We start from the raw sequence: 17984 nt of genomic DNA on the forward strand, positions 1-17984 counted from the left end.
TTATTTTATTATTTTTATCCAATGAAAAAAATTGCTCTACTACTGTTTGTTTTTATATCTATAAGTTGTTTTGCACAGTTTAGCAAAACTCATTATATACCACCTATCACGGCATCTTCAAATAACATTGTCAATGACCATTATTTATATATTTCTACTCCTAACACTAATAATGTAAATTTTAAAATTATTGAAAATGGTGGTGCGATAATCACTGGAGTAGTAAGCAATAGCAATCCTTATATATACAGTATTGGTTCAGGAAGCAGCTCTCAATTATTTACTCCTAAAAATATCATAGGAAAAATTAGCAATAAAGGCTATACGATTGAAGCGGAAGACCTAATTTATGTTAGTATGAGAACTAATGCTGGAGGTGGAGCTCACGCTGGAGGCCTTGTATCTAAAGGAAATAGTGCATTAGGCAAGATTTTCAGATTAGGAGCCATGTTAAATCCAAATGTAGATTCCAGTTTGCTCAATTTTGCTTCAATATTAGCCACAGAAAACAATACCAAAGTTACTATTTCTGATTTTCCAATAGGAACCATCTTTACAGACGGAACAATTTACACTGCCCCAATTACAGTTACATTAAATAAAAATGAAAGCTATGTAATGGGCTTAGAAAACTATTCAGGCAACAACTTTCCTTCTAATTGCTCAAAAATAATTGGAGCATTAGTAGAATCTGATAAATCGGTAGTCGTAAATTCAGGATCGTTTGGCGGAACTAATAGTACAAGTACAAACGGAAGAGATGTTGGTTTTGATCAAATAGTTTCTTTTGATAAAACAGGTAAAGATTATGTTTTCGTAAAAGGCATCGGAACAGACGAATTAGAAAGAGTTTTACTTATTGCTCAAATTCCAAATACAGATGTTTTTTTGAATGGAAGCACAACCCCATATACTACTTTAGCAAATCCTGGAGATTATGTTGTTATTGATGGCAGTCAATTCATAAATAGCAATTTATATGCCTCAACAACTGAAAATGTGTTTGCCTATCAAAGTATTGCAGGATCAAACGTGCCCGCCAATCAAAATTTATTTTTTGTACCACCTTTAAATTGTGCCACACCAAATTCTGTCGATAATATTCCATCAATTCAATCCATAGGAAATGTAACTTATAATGGAAGTTTGAACATTGTGACCGAGACAGGGGCTCTTGTAAAAGTATATCAAAATGGGATATTAACTTCAGCAGGGGCAGCAACGGCAATTACTGGAAATCCTGGATTTGAGCGCTATTCAGTATCTGGATTAAAAGGCAACATTTCAGTAAAATCAACTAAGCAAGTTTATGTTTCTTACTTTGGCACCAATGGAGCAGCTACTTATGGTGGTTATTACTCAGGTTTTGACCTAAAACCAGAAGTAGTATCTGATAAAATATCGGTAACCAATTCTTCTTGTATTCCTAATGTTGTATTGAAAATAAACACATTATCTTCCTACGACACCTTTCAATGGTACGAAAATGATGTTGCTATTCCAGGAGCTACAAACAACTCATTTACACCAACAACACCCGGCTATTATCAAGTTAGAGGCGCCATTTCTGGTTGTCCAAGCAATGGTTTTATCTTTTCTGATAAAATTCCCGTTAGCGAATGCCCTACTAATCAAGACAATGACAAATCCTGCGACAATATTGATTTAGATAATGACAATGATGGAATCCTAAATTGCACCGAATCTTTTGGCAATCAAAACATAGATGTTTCGAATTCAAATGCAGGAAATATAATCAATAATACCTACTCCAATTCGTTTACAGGAGTAACAACAACTACAGGAACTGACTTGCCAATAGGAACATTTACAGGAAGTGCAGACGGTAGTTTCATCACTGAAATACCAGCCGGGAAAGACAATAGTGTAACCTACAAAATGACCTTTGCAAAACCTATGAGTGTTGGAATTGAATATGTTTCTACGGCAAATGCAACCGATTTATTAAATTCAAATGCTGAATATGTTATCAATTCCGAAGTTAACAAAACAATAACGGTACTCAATCCTGATAATCAACTATTAATTGACGTTAACTATGATGGAATATATGAAACTGGTGTTACTGAATATTCGTCGTTTGAAATTCGATTTCGATTAAACAATACAATTCCTTTAGCGGCTGGCACTGGAACTTTCAAAGTTTTAACTTATTTAGCAAATTCCATAAGTATAACACATAAAAATCTATCGGAAACTGAGCCTAATAAATCAAGTTTTAAGTTTTTTGCCCCTTGCATTCCAAAGGATTCTGACAATGATGGAATTCCTGATCAAATAGATACTGATAGCGACAATGATGGAATTCAAGACATAATAGAAGCTCAAGTAAATGCTACTGTTGTTATTTCAAATACGGATACCAACAACAATGGTATTGACAATGTTTTTGAACCCGGATTAACACCTGTTGATTCTGATAATGATGGCGTTTTAGATTATTTAGATTTAGATAGTGACAATGATGGAATCTTGGATTCAGTAGAAACTGAAAATGATTTAGACGCAGATGGAATTAGAAATTACCGCGACTTAGATAGTGATAAAGATTTATGTTCTGATGTAATCGAAGCCGGTTTTACAGATGCTGATGCTGATGGAAAATTTGGAAATTCCCCTTTAACTGTTGACTTGAATGGTTTAGTTATAGGCGCTCCTTATTCTATTCCAAATCCAAATTATTTAATTTCGGCACCCATTGTAATAACAAAACAACCTGCAATTGCCCCCACTTGCGAATTACAAAATGCTTTAGCAACGATAGTTGACAATGGCGGAAATACCTATCAATGGCAACTTTCGACAGACGGTGTCAATTGGAACAACCTCGCAAACGATGCAACTTATCCTGATGTTACTGCTAATCCACTAATAATAACAGGCATTACCAATGCAATGAACGGATATAAATATCGTGTGGTACTAAATAAAACAGGAAATTCTTGTGGATTGACTTCGGCTGAAACTACTTTGACCATACTTGCTTTACCAACCGTAAAAGACATCAGTATTGTGCAATGTGATGACGATTTAGATGCCATTTCCTCCTTTAATCTTACAGTAAAAAATAATGAGATTTCTACTGATTTTGCGAATGAAACGTTCACTTACTATAAAACATTATCTGGAGCCAATACTGCCGACCCAACACAATTAATTACAACTCCATTGGCTTTTACAAATACAACACCTGGAACAATGCCAGTTTGGGCAAGGGTTGTGAATAAAAATGGTTGTTTCAGAACTGCTCAAATCACCTTAAAAGTTTTAGCGACCCAAATTCCAATAACTTTTAAAAGAACTTTCGAAGTTTGTGATGATTTGTTAGATTTAAACGGAGCAAATAATGCTAATAACAACAAAAGAGATGGTGTTTCTACATTTAATTTTAGCAGTGTGACAACCGATATTCAAGCATTGCTTCCTACAGTAGGAAATTATTCCATAACCTATTACCGTAATCAAGCAGATGCTTTGTCTGAACTAAATGTTATTACCGATATTACCAATTATCGAAATATTGGCTATCCAAACACACAAGACATTTGGGTTCGTGTCGATAGCGATGTTGACAATGCTTGTTTTGGCTTAGGACCCTTTGTGACTTTAACAGTTGAGAAATTACCTTTCGCAAATGCTGTTGTTATTCCAAGGCAATGCGACGACAATCAGGATGGAATTTTTAAATTTAATACAGCAACTTTAGAAAGTACTTTATTAGGAAGCAATCAATCATTTCCGGTTACGGTGACCTATTTTGATGCGTCAAATAATCCTTTGAAAGATGCTAACGGAATCTTGATAACAAGCCCATTTCCTGCTACTTTCGATTCGAATTCACAAATTATTAAGGCAGTTGTTACCAATAATTCCTCTTTAAAATGTAATGATGAAACCACCATTGAATTCATCGTAGATGATTTGCCAGAAGCATTTCCAATACCTGTTTCATTGACATCCGTTTGTGATGATGAAATAGATCCTTTAACCCAAGACGGAAAATTTAGATTTGACACCTCTACTTTCGAAGCAACAATTTTAGGCTCTCAAACAGGAATGATCGTTAAATACTATGACGAAAACGGAAATGCTTTATCAAGTCCGCTACCCAATCCGTTCCAAACAAAAACACAAAACATAAAAGTAACCGTTGAAAATCCAATAAACACAACCTGTGTAGCAACACTAATCATTCCTTTTATAGTAGATCCACTACCAAATATCAATTTAAACACTGATAAAAACGACGACGAATTAGTTTGCTCAAATATTCCAACATTTTATATACAACTCAATGCGGGAATCCAAGATGGATCTTCAACAAATAACTATACTTATGTTTGGTCAAAAGACGGAATCATTTTGCCTGGTGAAACAAACTACACTTTAGATGTAAATACTGAAGGATTATACACAGTAGAAGTTATAAATAGCGTTGGTTGTGGAAGATCTAGAAAGATTCAAGTTACAGCATCAGATGTTGCAAAGATTGACAGTACCATAATAGTAGATATGACAGACATCAATACCATTACAGTAAACGTTTCTGGATTAGGCGATTACGAATATAGTTTAGATGAACCTACAAGCTATTTTCAGGATTCGAATTTCTTTACAAATGTTTCGGCTGGCATTCACACCATTTACATCCGTGACAAAAATGGCTGTGGAACTATTGACAGAACAATTGCAGTGGTTAGTGTTCCAAAATTCTTTACTCCTAATGGCGATGGCTACAATGATTATTGGGGTGTAAAAGGTGTAAATGCAGATTTTAATAGTAACTCAACGATATACATTTTTGACCGATACGGAAAACTGCTCAAACAATGGGTTCCATCGTCGAGCGAAGGTTGGGATGGTACTTTCAACGGAAGCCCAATGCCAGGTGACGATTATTGGTACACCATAAAACTAGAAGATGGCCGAGAAGCTAAAGGGCATTTTAGTTTGAAACGATAACTTTATTAAATCCCAATTTTTAAATTCCAAAAAAAAATCCCAAGTTCCAGTTGGAATTTGGGATTTCTATATTGAAATTTAAAATAGAATTATATTTTAAATCTTTTTCTATCTGTTTCAGTCAAATAAATTTTTCTCAAACGAATTGATTTTGGTGTAACCTCTACATATTCGTCTTTTTGAATGTACTCTAAAGCTTCTTCAAGAGAGAAAATAATTGGAGGGATAATTCTAGCTTTTTCATCATTTCCAGAAGAACGAACGTTAGATTGTTTTTTCTCTTTAGTTACGTTTACACACATATCATCGCCACGAGAGTTTTCTCCAATTACCTGACCTTCATAGATTTCAGCATTTGGTTCAACGAAGAATTTACCACGATCTTGTAATTTATCGATAGAATAAGGAATAGCTTTTCCTTTTTCCATAGAAATTAATGAACCTTTGTTACGTCCAGCAATTTCCCCTTTGTAAGGCTCATACCCTATAAAACGGTGCGCCATAATAGCCTCACCAGCAGTTGCAGTAAGCAATTGATTACGCAATCCAATAATTCCACGTGATGGAATGTTGAATTTTACAACCATACGATCTCCTTTGGTTTCCATACTCAACATTTCTCCTTTGCGCATAGTAACAAATTCGACAGCTCTACCTGAAAGATTTTCTGGTAAGTCGATTGTTAATTCCTCAATTGGCTCACATTTTTTACCATCAATTTCTTTGATGATAACTTGTGGCTGACCGATTTGCAACTCATAGCCTTCTCTTCTCATTGTTTCAATAAGAACAGACAAGTGAAGTACACCACGACCAAAAACCATAAATTTATCAGCAGAATCGGTTTCACCCAATTTCATTGCCAAGTTTTTCTCTAATTCTTTTGTCAAACGTTCTCTAATATGACGAGATGTTACAAATTTACCTTCTTTACCAAAGAAAGGTGAATCGTTAATAGTGAACAACATACTCATCGTAGGCTCGTCAATATCAATCGTTTTTAGACCTTCTGGGCTTTCATAATCAGCGATAGTATCACCAATTTCAAAACCTTCCACTCCAATGATGGCACAAATATCACCTGCAATAACTTCTTGAACTTTTTTACGTCCAAGACCTTCAAAAGTGTGTAATTCTTTGATTCTTGACTTACTTATAGTACCATCTCTTTTAACTAATGAGATTGGCATACCTTCTTTTAAAATACCTCTTTCTAAACGACCAATCGCGATACGTCCTGTAAATGCAGAGAAGTCTAGAGATGTAATCAACATTTGTGGAGTTCCTTCAGATACTTTAGGAGCTGGTACATTTTGGATAACCATATCCAATAAAGGCTCTATGTTTTCAGTTTGGTTTTTCCAATCATCAGACATCCAGTTATTTTTAGCTGAACCATAAACGGTTGGAAAATCCAACTGCCATTCTTCAGCACCTAATTCAAACATTAAGTCGAAAACTTTCTCGTGAACTTCTTCAGGAGTACAGTTTTCTTTATCTACTTTATTGATAACCACGCAAGGTTTTAAACCTAAATCAATAGCTTTTTGCAATACAAAACGAGTTTGTGGCATTGGTCCTTCAAAAGCATCTACAAGAAGACAAACACCGTCTGCCATATTTAGAACTCTTTCAACTTCTCCACCAAAATCGGCGTGACCAGGAGTATCAATAATATTAATTTTTGTTCCTTTGTAAACTACTGAAACATTTTTTGAAGTAATAGTAATACCTCTTTCGCGCTCTAAGTCGTTGTTATCTAGGATTAAGTCACCTGTATTCTCATTGTCGCGAAATAACTGACAGTGATACATAATTTTATCAACCAAAGTTGTTTTACCGTGATCGACGTGGGCAATAATTGCAATGTTTCTAATAGCTTCCATCTGTAAATTTTAATGGGTGCAAAGGTACACTTTATTTCTATATAAAAAATCTTTATATTATTGTTTGCAATTTGTTAACCTTTTTATCTAAATATCAAACCTGTAGAAATAAGTTTTGAATGATTATAAATAATAACATAAATTAATTATATTTGAATAATGAAAAATAACACCAACAAAATAACCATTCTCTATATAATAGTATCCATTATTTTGGCTATTCTATACCGCGAATTTTTTAAAATAATAATTCCATCAAATCCACTTGCTTTCAGTTTTATAAATGACCTTCTATTTATAGTGGTTTCTGGCATACTTCTTAGGTTTGTTTTGCATAAAAACAACATTAAAAACTCCGAGATTTACAGAAAATTAAAAAATACAAATAATGAGATCAAAGAGTCTAATGAAAGATATGATATTGTATCAAAAGCTACTAGTGATATCATTTGGGATTGGAAAATTTTAGAAGACACCATGACCTGGAACAAAGGAATCGAAGCTGTCTTTGGATACAAACAAGAAGAAGTAGGCAAAAGTTCAAAATGGTGGTTTGATAATATACACCCAGAAGACACCATCAAAATGTCTATTAAATTATATTCTTTTATTGAACAAAAAACCGAAAAATGGCAAGATCAATATCGCTTTAAATGTGCAGATGGCACTTATAAGTACGTTTTAGATAGAGGCTTTATTTTAAAAGATGAAACCGGAAAATCAGTACGAATGATAGGAGCCATTCAAGATATTACCAAACAAAAAGAAGAAGAACAGCGACTAAAACTGTTAGAAACCGTTATTACACATACAAAAGACTCTATAATTATTACCGAAGCCAATTTGAATGAAGGTAAAATACCCGACATTGTTTATATAAATCCCGCTTTTTCTGTCATATCAGGATACACTTCAGACGAAATTATTGGAAAATCTCCTGAAATTTTTATAGGTCCAAATTCAAATCCAGAAGACCATAATACTCTAATAAAAGCTATAAAAAATAAGCAAGAATGCCATATTGAAACACTAAGTTACAAGAAAAACAATGAACCCTATTGGGTTAATTTCAATATGCTGCCAGTATATAATTCTGATGGCGAACTTTCACACTGGGTTTCAATACAAAGAGATGTCACAGAAGAAAAAAAACAGGAAGTAGAAAAAGAACAATTAATTAAGGAATTAACCCAGAATAATAAAGATTTACAGCAATTTTCATACATCACCTCACACAATCTTAGGGCTCCTCTGTCAAATTTAACTGGGTTACTAAACTTAATTAAAGATATCCCTATTGAAAATCAAGAGCTTAAAGAAATTATTGACGGCTTTAACAAATCAACTCATTTATTAAACGAAACCATAAATGATTTAGTAAGAGTAATTATCATCAAAGACAACCCTTCGATCGAAAAACAATCGCTATTGCTAAAAGACATTTTTGAAGACGTATTTAGTCAATTGGATTTTCTAATTGGATTACATAAACCTATTATAAAATTCAATTTTGAAGAAGTAACTTTCCTCAATACCAATAAATCTTATTTAGAAAGTATTCTATTAAACCTATTGACCAATTCAATCAAATACAAATCTGAAACTCGAAAATTAAAAATAAACATTTCTGCACATCAAATAGAAAATAGTGTTATTTTAATCTTCAAGGATAATGGAATAGGTATTGATTTAGAAAGAAATAAAGATAAAATTTTTGGACTATATCAAAGGTTTCATGATTACCCTGATAGCAAAGGATTAGGGCTTTACCTAGTAAAATCGCAAGTTGAAACTATGGGAGGTACAATTAGTATAGAAAGCAAAGTAGATATTGGAACCACATTTACATTAACGTTTAAAAACAAATAAAATGCTCAATAAGATTTTATGCATTGATGACGATCAGATTACGCTAATGCTATGCAAAATGGTAATTGCAAAAGCTACTTTTTCAAATGAAATAGCCACAGCAAAAAACGGAGAAGATGCCCTTAATTTCTTTGACACACTCAAAACATCAGATAAAACAATTACAAAACCAGAATTAATTTTTTTGGATTTAAACATGCCTATTATGAATGGTTGGGAGTTTTTAGAAGCCTTTAATACCGAAAAATATGCAGAGTTTCATAACACCAAAATAATTATCCTCTCCTCAACAATAGATCCTGGAGATTTAGAAAAATCAAAAAAATACCCACTAGTAATTGATTTTTTACCCAAACCAATCTCAAAAGAAATGCTTGAATATTTAAAAGATAAAATTCAATTTTAATTCATTTCTTGCAAAAAAAACTATTTTTGAGACCACATTTACCGATTTATTAATTGGTCTTTTGAGACACCTTTCGATTACTGCATTTTCTCTAAAATCTTCTTATTGATTGCTTTTATTAATGCAGGGCCTTCATAAATAAATCCTGTATAAAGTTGGATTAAACTTGCTCCTGCATTCAATTTTTCGATAGCATCATCGGCAGAATGTATTCCTCCTACTCCAATAATAGGAAAGGCTTTATTGCTTTTTTCGGAAAGAAAACGAATCACTTCAGTCGAACGATTTCGCAATGGTCTTCCCGACATTCCTCCTGTTTCTACTTTGTTTGGTGATTGCAATCCTACACGAGATAAAGTGGTATTAGTAGCAATTACACCTGCAATTTTGGTTTCTTTAACAATATCAATAATATCTAACAATTGCGAATCGGTCAAATCGGGAGCAATTTTCAAAAGAATTGGTTTTTGCTTTGACTTTGTTAAATTCTGATTTTGCAAGGTTTGCAACAATTGTTTCAACGGCTCTTTTTCCTGCAATTCTCGAAGATTGGGTGTGTTGGGCGAACTTACATTAACCACAAAATAATCGACATAATCATATAAAGCATCAAAGCAAATGAGGTAATCCGAAGTAGCCTCTTCATTAGGAGTTACTTTATTTTTGCCAATGTTTCCACCAATAAGAACGCCTTTGTTTTTCTTTAATCTTTCAACTGCATCCTGAACACCTGCATTATTGAACCCCATTCTATTAATAAGTGCATTGTCTTCTGTTAGGCGAAAAATACGCTTTTTAGGATTTCCATCTTGCGCTTTTGGTGTAATGGTTCCAATTTCAATAAATCCAAAACCTAGATTAGACAATTCGTTATACAAAGTAGCGCCTTTGTCCATTCCTGCTGCTAATCCAACGGGGTTTTTAAACTTTAAGCCAAAGACTTCGGTTTCTAATCGTTTGTCATCTACAACATATAAAGATCTAAAAAGTGATGGAATTCCTGGTATTTTGGATACATTTCGAATTAATGAAAAAGTAAAATAATGCACTTTTTCGGGATCAAAACAAAAAAATAGAGGACGGATAATTTGCTTGTACATAATATAATAAGTTGTGGTGCAAAAATAGAATTATCTTATCGAATTATAAATATTTACACGAAATTAATTTTCCAATAACCTATTTATTGGTGACCAAAACTGCAAACTGACCTCTGTTCACTGCCAACTTTTTTATTACCTTTGCAAAAAAAATAAATTTATATGTCAAACATCTATTTAGGCTACCATTTTACAGTTGAACCCAAAGAACTAGGTTCAGAAATTTTGGTTGCCGAACTTGGCGAGTTACCTTTCGAAAGTTTTATCGATACTGATTTTGGTATTGTTGCTTATATTCAAAAAGATCTTTGGTCAGAAGGAATTCTAGACGATTTGTTCATTTTAAAATCGCCAGAATTTACTATTTCTTATGAAGTACAAGAAATTGATCAAGTAAATTGGAACGAAGAATGGGAAAAGAATTTTGAGCCGATTGATGTAGATGGAAATTGCCACGTTCGCGCACCATTTCATCCCAAAACCAAAGCCGAATTTGATATTGTTATCGAACCCAAAATGAGTTTCGGAACTGGTCATCACGAAACCACACATATGATGATTCAGCATTTATTAGAAATTGATGTCACTGGAATGAAGACGCTGGATATGGGTTGCGGAACAGCCATTTTAGCAATTTTAGCCGAAATGAAAGGCGCTCAACCTATTGATGCTATCGATATTGACAATTGGTGTTATTTGAATTCTATTGAAAATGCAGAACGCAATAATTGCGAACACATTACTGTTTATGAAGGTGATGCTGCCTTGTTGAAAGACAAAAAATACGATTTAATTATAGCTAACATCAACCGAAATATTTTGTTGAATGATATGCAAAGCTATGTAGATTGTCTAAATCCAAAAGGAACTTTGCTACTGAGTGGATTTTACACCGAAGACATTCCGTTTATAGACGCTTCTTGTACTGAAAAAGGATTAACATACGTTAAAAAATTTGAAAGAAACAATTGGGTATCTTTAAAATTTGTAAATTAGTGCACTAAAATCGAAAAAATTAAACAAAGCCAGCATTATTTTTATTTATAACCTACAATTATTTAAAAATGAGTACTATAGAAAAAACAAGAGTAAAAGTCAGCCAGAAAGAAGCAACTTCAATAAACAACGAAATTATAGTATATAATGACGATGTAAACACTTTTGATCACGTTATCGAAACCTTAATTAGGGTTTGCAACCATACTCCCGAACAAGCAGAACAATGCTCATTAATAGTTCATTATAACGGAAAATGTACGGTAAAAACAGATGTTTTAGAAAAATTGAAACCACAATGCACCCAATTACTGGAAGCAGGTTTAAGCGCTGAAATAATTTAATTGTTTAGTTTAATAATCATAAAAAAAACAGGATTTTCAAAAAGAGAATCCTGTTTTTTTTATGTCACTTTTATTTTGTTTAATGAGGTAATTTATCTTTTATCAATCCATATAAAAACGTTCCAAAAAGTGCTCCAAAGAGAACTAACAACAAAGGCAAAAATCCAGCTCCAAGAAGTATAAATATCGGTCCAGGACAAGCTCCTACCAATGCCCAGCCAAGACCAAAGAAAATTCCCCCTACCCAAAATCGAGTTGAACCAGGTTCTTTTGGAATAATTTCAATTGGAAAACCTTTAAAATCTTTTATATTTTTTCTTTTAATAATTTGGATTCCAATGACACCTGTAACAATCGCAACCATAATTATTCCATACATATGAAAAGATTGAAACATGAACATTTCATAAATTCGATACCAAGAAACCGCCTCTGATTTTGTCAAAACAATTCCAAAAATAAATCCGACAACTATATATTTTAATGCTTTCATACTAAAAAATTAAAGGTAAAATAAAATGTGCCATTATTAACCCTCCAATAAAGAATCCAATCACAGCTTTCAAGGACGGTAATTGCAAACTACTCAAACCATAAATAGCGTGTCCCGAAGTGCATCCGCTAGCATAACGTGTACCAAAACCAATTAGAATACCTCCAATTATTAAAATAAAAATGCTTTTTGGAGATTGAAAAATAGCATTTGAAAACAAGGCATCCGGCAATAATTTTCCGTTTGGAGCGTCAATTCCAAGTTGCGTCAATTGTGCAATTGTTTTGGGATTAATAGCCACATTAGAAGCATCACTCATAAAATGAACCGCAACAAAACCACCTAACATTGCGCCTAAAACCACATATAAATTCCAACGCTGTGCTTTCCAATCAAAGTCAAAAAAACCCACTTTTTTTCCTAAACCCGACATTGCACATAACGAACGTAAGTTAGAGGACATCCCAAAAGTCTTTCCAAAATAAATTAAACTTAGCATTACCATTCCTATCAAAAACCCCGAAACATACCAAGGCCAAGTTTGAAATAAAATCTCCATAATATTGTATTTATTTGGCTAAAATAATAATTCTAATTTTATTAAAATGAATAATTAAGGCATAATTGTTGTTTATGCTAGCAATACCTCATAAATTTGCAATTAAATTACACTGCATTTATTTGACAACAAAATCCTATAAATCCCTATAGTAAGATTATGAAAAAAACAGCCCTTCTTATTGCTCTTCTAATTAGTATCAGTTCGTGCACAAGTACAAAATCGACCCTTAAAAATGTAGATGACAATGCTCCAACACCAAGATTAATAAATAATGAAACTTTTGAGATTAAGGAGTACAGCAAAGACAAAAAATACGGCTACGATAAAGATTATCCTATCAATATTTTTTATGGAAACACTAGCAACGAAACGATAAATCAACAACGATTCTTGAATGCGTTGGCAGGACCAAATGGCGAACAAATCACCTATACAAAACTTGAAAGTTGCTGCCCTTTTCCAACAAAAAGAAGCAATATGGGCGCTGGTTTTCTTGATGTTTACCAATTAAGATGGAAAGGACAAAAAAATCCTGTAACATTATATTTAAATATTTACGAAAAAGGAGTGTTAATGGTTCCGGTAGGACTTAGTTTGAAAAAAAAATAATTTGATTTCAAAACCATAAATCATAACTATCTTTGCCTTCTGAAAAACCACACTATGAACATACTCAATATTCCACAAATAAAACATACAGACAGCGGAAACTTCTTTCTACTAGCAGGACCTTGCGCCATTGAAGGTGAAGAAATGGCGATGAAAATTGCCGAAAAATTAGTTTCAATTACTGACAAACTAGAAATTCCTTTTGTTTTTAAAGGGTCATTTAAAAAAGCCAATCGCTCTAGAATTGATAGCTTTTCGGGAATTGGAGACGAAAAAGCACTAAAAATACTTGAAAAAATATCTAAAAATTTTGGTGTTCCTACTGTAACTGATATTCACACTAATGAAGATGCCGAAATAGCTGCCCAATATGTTGATGTATTGCAAATTCCAGCTTTCTTAGTGCGCCAAACCGATTTGGTTGTGGCTGCTGCCAATACTGGAAAAGTGGTCAACCTAAAAAAAGGACAATTTATGAGTCCTGAAAGCATGAAACATGCGGTTCAAAAAGTATTGGATTGCAACAACCAAAATGTGATGGTAACCGATAGAGGAACCATGTTTGGCTACCAAGATATGATTGTAGATTTCAGAGGAATACCAACCATGCAAAACTATGCTACTACCGTTCTGGATGTGACTCACTCCTTGCAACAACCCAATCAAACTGCTGGAGTTACTGGCGGAAGACCCGATATGATTGAAACCATTGCCAAAGCCGGAATCGCAGTCGGTGTTGATGGTATTTTTATTGAAACTCATTTTGACCCTGCTAATGCTAAAAGTGATGGTGCCAATATGCTTCATCTAGACTATTTCGAAGCTTTAATGACCAAACTAGTCGCCATCCGAAAAACCATAAATCAATTTTAAATTAATCTATTTTGAAAACTTCAATTACATTTTCAGCTTTATTATTTTTTTGTATTTCCCTGAACTCTTTCGCTCAAAACGACACCATCGCAAAAGAAAGATATACTTCTCATAACAAGGGAAAATTCACTATTTCCTGGGGTGGAAATAGAGAAAAATTTACCGACTCTGACATTCACTTCATGGGCGATGATTACAATTTTGTAGTCCAAAGTGCAACAGCTCACGACAAACCAAAAGGATGGCATGTGGATTACATCACACCTGGTCGAATGACAATTCCTCAGACCAATTTTAAATTAGGCTACTTTTTTACCGACAAATACAGTATTTCTATTGGAGTTGACCATATGAAATATGTAATGACTCAAAATCAGACGGCTAATATTACAGGAATAATAAACGGCAATCCTCCTTTCAATGGGAGTTATGCAAACACACCAACGGTGATGACAGAAGAGTTTCTAATGTTTGAACACACCGATGGTTTAAATTATGTATATGCAGAAATTGCCCGTCAAGATGACATCTCAAAATGGTTTGGCATAAAAAACACCGATAAATTTCAGATAAACATCAATGGTGGCTTTGGTTTTGGTGCCTTATATCCAAAAACCAACACAACACTTATGGGCAAAGAAAGACACGATGATTTTAATGTAGCTGGTTATGGCACTTCTATAAAAGCGGGAATCAACTTTACATTTTTCAAATATTTCACAATCGAAGGCGATTTGAAAGGTGGTTATATTAATATGCCCAATATTAGAACAACTAAAAGTACTTCTGATAGTGCTAAGCAAGAATTTTTCTATGGAGAAACCATCATTGCTCTTGGCGGAATTTTTAGATTATAAATCTATTTCAATACAAATTAAAATCTCCTAATTAGGAGATTTTTTTGTTTATACCAACTTTAAATTCAAATAATTAGTTGCATTCTAATCGGTTTTACAAAGATTAATTCTTAAATTAGTACACAAAAATTTCGACTATATGAAACCGAAAATTGGAATTCTGTACGCTACCGTAGATGGTCAAACTCTGAAAATTTGCAGGTTTATTCAAGATCTTTTAGTCGAAAAAGGATACACTGTAGCACTTTTTACTACTGAAAATTTCGACAAAAAAGTAACCGATTTCGATACGTTTATTATTGGCGCTAGCATTCGCTATGGCAAACACAATCCAAAAATAATCGAATTCATAAACCAAAATAAAAGTGCACTCGAAAAAGTAGAAAATGCCTTTTTTTCAGTCAATCTTGTGGCAAGAAAACCTGAAAAAGCTAGCCCAGAAACCAATCCCTATTTTATTAAATTCTTGAAAGAAATCGATTGGGTTCCAAAAAAATCGGCTGTATTTGCTGGAAAATTAGACTATCAAAAATATCCCTTTACAGACAGATTGATGATACAATTGATAATGTGGATGACAAAAGGCCCTACAAATTCAAAAACCAAAATCGAATACACCGATTGGGGAAAAGTCAAGGAATTTGCAAATTCAATTCATATCAAATAACATTTGGTCGATTATTTTTTCCTTTTAAAGCTTTTTTAGTAGTTTGCAGATAATTTTTGTATTACTTTAGAAAATTATAAAACACTATAATTTCAAAATCAATTATATTGCCTTTTTAGATACAAAAAGCAGTCTAAATTTATCTTCTAATATGAGCAAACCTCTAAATTGGTACTTAAAAAGACACCCCTTATTATATAAAATCCGTTTTAGATTAGTATCTAAAAATGTTTCTTTGAATGACATCAACAACTTTTGTTATAATGACATCAATAAGAAAAATAATATTCCAAAACTATTTTACGAAACAAACGACTTAATATTTAACGAAATAAGCGAGAAATTAAGCGATTTTGAAAAAACCAAAACAATAGCTATTTGGCTAAAAAAGAACATAAAAGGTGGACCAGGATTAGGCAAATCATCGGCAACAGCTTTACACAAAATGATAAAAGGTGAAGGAGGGGTTTGCAGCGATTTTTCCCAAATTTTTTCAAATTTTTGCGTTATAAACAATATAAAAGTAAAAGAATGGGGACTAAAAAGCCTATCGACTGACCCAAAAGTCTCAGGAGGACATTCGTTTAATGAAGTTTACTGCCCTGAATTTCAAAAATGGATTATGATAGACGTGGCAAAGTCCTGCCTATTTTATCAATCCGAACTAGACATTCCTTTGTCAACGCTAGAATATATGCAACTGAAAAAAGAAAAAAAACAAATTGACATTAGACCTTTAAACGGACTTGACACTACCGACAACAACCTTTTAAATATATTCATACTCTCCAATTCAATGCCTTTTATCATTACCAATTATGATAATAAAACCGTCGATTATTTCCTTGATAAACTAGATTTTTTTCCAGTATCAATCATTCATGGATTACTTATTCTTTTAGGCAAAGGATATCGATTTGAATTTCCTGAGAATTTTTAAACCCTTTATGCTATAAAACTTGAATCGGTTTCTTTTTAAAATCAAAAACTCATCTTTGATTAACTTTTCATTGCACAATCATTCCGATTTGTATCTTTGTTGAAAATACAATCTTATGCAACATATTATAGATCGCTTTATAAGCTACGTCATCATTGATACCGAATCTGACCCTAATTCTGAAACTACTCCAAGCACCGCTAAACAATGGGATTTAGCCAACAAATTGGTCGATGAACTAAAAACAATTGGAATGCAAGACGTTACAATTGACGATAAAGCCTACATCATGGCAACTTTACCATCAAATGTAGATCACGAAGTGCCAACTATTGGATTTATTGCACACTTTGACACCACACCCGATTTTACAGGAGCCCATGTAAAACCTCAAATTTTTCCCAATTATGATGGTGGCGATATTCTATTAAATGCTGACCAAAACATTATTTTATCACCCAAATATTTCAAGGATTTATTACAATACAAAGGGCAAACGATAATTACAACCGACGGAACCACACTTCTTGGAGCCGATGATAAAGCTGGAATTACCGAAATTGTCACAGCAATAGAATTTCTAATCAAAAACCCTGAAATCAAACACGGAAAAATTAGAGTTGGATTTACTCCTGACGAAGAAATTGGACGTGGAGCACATCATTTTGACGTAGAAAAATTTGGCTGCGATTGGGCTTACACAATGGACGGAAGCCAAGTAGGCGAACTGGAATACGAAAATTTCAATGCCGCTGGAGCTAAAATTACTTTCAAAGGAAAAAGTGTTCATCCGGGTTATGCCAAAGGAAAAATGATCAATTCTATGCTTATCGCCAATGATTTCATTAACGAATTACCAAAAGGAGAAACACCTCAAGAAACAAGAGGGTATGAAGGTTTTTTTCATGTGCATCACCTAAAAGGGAGCATTGAAGAAACTGTTTTGGAACTTATAATTCGAGACCATAACAAGAAAAAATTTGAAAAACGAAAAGATTTAATTGAAAAAATTACCAAAAAATTCAATAAAAAATTCGCAAAACAATTTGGCGAAGACATAGTTATTGCCGAAGTAAAAGACCAATACTACAATATGAAAGAAAAGGTATTGCCTGTAAAACATATTGTAGATATTGCCGAAACAGCAATGAAAGAATTGAAGATAAAACCAATAATAAAACCCATCCGTGGCGGAACAGATGGCTGCCAATTATCATACAAAGGCTTGCCTTGCCCAAATATTTTTGCAGGTGGTCACAATTTTCACGGAAAATACGAATATGTTCCTGCTGAAAGTATGCAAAAAGCAGTAGATGTGATTGTAAGAATTGCCGAATTGACAGCTAAAACTATTGTCAAGTAATAGTATTATAAATTCAACTGAATTACCAAAAAGCCA

15 protein-coding genes are annotated in these 17984 nt (G+C 33.3%); 11 read left to right on the top strand and 4 right to left on the bottom strand.

The window, feature by feature from the left end; genetic code table 11:
• Positions 1–21 precede the first annotated feature (21 nt).
• Positions 22–4983, top strand: coding sequence for a T9SS type B sorting domain-containing protein (locus C3L50_RS05135; protein ID WP_103805067.1), 4962 nt, complete (start codon positions 22–24; stop codon positions 4981–4983).
• Positions 4984–5072: 89 nt separating this feature from the next.
• On the opposite strand, the gene typA is transcribed toward C3L50_RS05135, so the two are convergent.
• Positions 5073–6869: a translational GTPase TypA gene (typA, locus tag C3L50_RS05140; protein WP_103805068.1), complete on the bottom strand. Its 1797-nt coding sequence runs from the start codon at positions 6867–6869 to the stop codon at positions 5073–5075.
• A 159-nt stretch (positions 6870–7028) separates the two neighbouring features.
• Here typA and C3L50_RS05145 point away from each other — a divergent pair, with 159 nt between their 5' ends.
• Complete coding sequence (locus tag C3L50_RS05145) at positions 7029–8738, top strand: PAS domain-containing sensor histidine kinase (RefSeq protein ID WP_103805069.1); 1710 nt, start codon at positions 7029–7031, stop codon at positions 8736–8738.
• A 1-nt stretch (position 8739) separates the two neighbouring features.
• The gene (locus C3L50_RS05150) at positions 8740–9144 is read left to right on the top strand and encodes a response regulator (RefSeq protein ID WP_103805070.1); all 405 of its coding nucleotides are present in this window, start codon (positions 8740–8742) and stop codon (positions 9142–9144) included.
• A 77-nt stretch (positions 9145–9221) separates the two neighbouring features.
• Here the strand turns inward: C3L50_RS05150 and C3L50_RS05155 are convergent, their stop codons facing one another.
• Entirely contained in the window at positions 9222–10244 is a 1023-nt protein-coding gene (locus C3L50_RS05155; protein WP_103805071.1) for a quinone-dependent dihydroorotate dehydrogenase, read from the bottom strand.
• Between the two features lie 162 nt (positions 10245–10406).
• Here C3L50_RS05155 and prmA point away from each other — a divergent pair, with 162 nt between their 5' ends.
• Together prmA and C3L50_RS05165 are read left to right on the top strand one after the other, a co-directional pair.
• Positions 10407–11240 (top strand): 50S ribosomal protein L11 methyltransferase, encoded by an 834-nt coding sequence (gene prmA, locus C3L50_RS05160; protein ID WP_103805072.1) that lies wholly within the window; start codon positions 10407–10409, stop codon positions 11238–11240.
• 68 nt (positions 11241–11308) lie between these two features.
• Positions 11309–11584 carry an ATP-dependent Clp protease adaptor ClpS gene (locus C3L50_RS05165; protein WP_103805073.1) on the top strand — a complete coding sequence of 92 codons (276 nt, stop codon included), beginning with the start codon at positions 11309–11311 and terminating at the stop codon, positions 11582–11584.
• A 79-nt stretch (positions 11585–11663) separates the two neighbouring features.
• On the opposite strand, the gene C3L50_RS05170 is transcribed toward C3L50_RS05165, so the two are convergent.
• Both C3L50_RS05170 and C3L50_RS05175 read right to left on the bottom strand, forming a co-directional pair.
• Positions 11664–12077, bottom strand: a complete 414-nt coding sequence (locus C3L50_RS05170) for a DUF6691 family protein (RefSeq protein WP_103805074.1) — start codon at positions 12075–12077, stop codon at positions 11664–11666.
• A gap of 1 nt (position 12078) precedes the next feature.
• Positions 12079–12636 (bottom strand): YeeE/YedE family protein, encoded by a 558-nt coding sequence (locus tag C3L50_RS05175; protein ID WP_103805075.1) that lies wholly within the window; start codon positions 12634–12636, stop codon positions 12079–12081.
• A 159-nt stretch (positions 12637–12795) separates the two neighbouring features.
• On the opposite strand from C3L50_RS05175, the gene C3L50_RS05180 reads away from it, so the two are divergent.
• The 6 genes from C3L50_RS05180 (at position 12796) to pepT (ending at position 17948) form a co-directional block, all read left to right on the top strand.
• On the top strand, positions 12796–13248 hold the full coding sequence (locus tag C3L50_RS05180) for a 2-dehydro-3-deoxyphosphooctonate aldolase (protein WP_103805076.1): 453 nt from the start codon (positions 12796–12798) through the stop codon (positions 13246–13248).
• A gap of 54 nt (positions 13249–13302) precedes the next feature.
• Positions 13303–14121: a 3-deoxy-8-phosphooctulonate synthase gene (gene kdsA, locus C3L50_RS05185; protein WP_103805077.1), complete on the top strand. Its 819-nt coding sequence runs from the start codon at positions 13303–13305 to the stop codon at positions 14119–14121.
• A gap of 11 nt (positions 14122–14132) precedes the next feature.
• Entirely contained in the window at positions 14133–14978 is an 846-nt protein-coding gene (locus C3L50_RS05190) for a hypothetical protein (RefSeq protein WP_103805078.1), read from the top strand.
• A gap of 139 nt (positions 14979–15117) precedes the next feature.
• Entirely contained in the window at positions 15118–15645 is a 528-nt protein-coding gene (gene hemG, locus C3L50_RS05195; protein WP_103805079.1) for a menaquinone-dependent protoporphyrinogen IX dehydrogenase, read from the top strand.
• 151 nt (positions 15646–15796) lie between these two features.
• Positions 15797–16585 (top strand): transglutaminase domain-containing protein, encoded by a 789-nt coding sequence (locus C3L50_RS05200; RefSeq protein WP_103805080.1) that lies wholly within the window; start codon positions 15797–15799, stop codon positions 16583–16585.
• A 115-nt stretch (positions 16586–16700) separates the two neighbouring features.
• Positions 16701–17948: a peptidase T gene (gene pepT / locus C3L50_RS05205; protein ID WP_103805081.1), complete on the top strand. Its 1248-nt coding sequence runs from the start codon at positions 16701–16703 to the stop codon at positions 17946–17948.
• Positions 17949–17984: the final 36 nt, after the last annotated feature.

Source organism: Flavobacterium alvei (genome assembly GCF_002920895.1).
Lineage (GTDB): Bacteria > Bacteroidota > Bacteroidia > Flavobacteriales > Flavobacteriaceae > Flavobacterium > Flavobacterium alvei.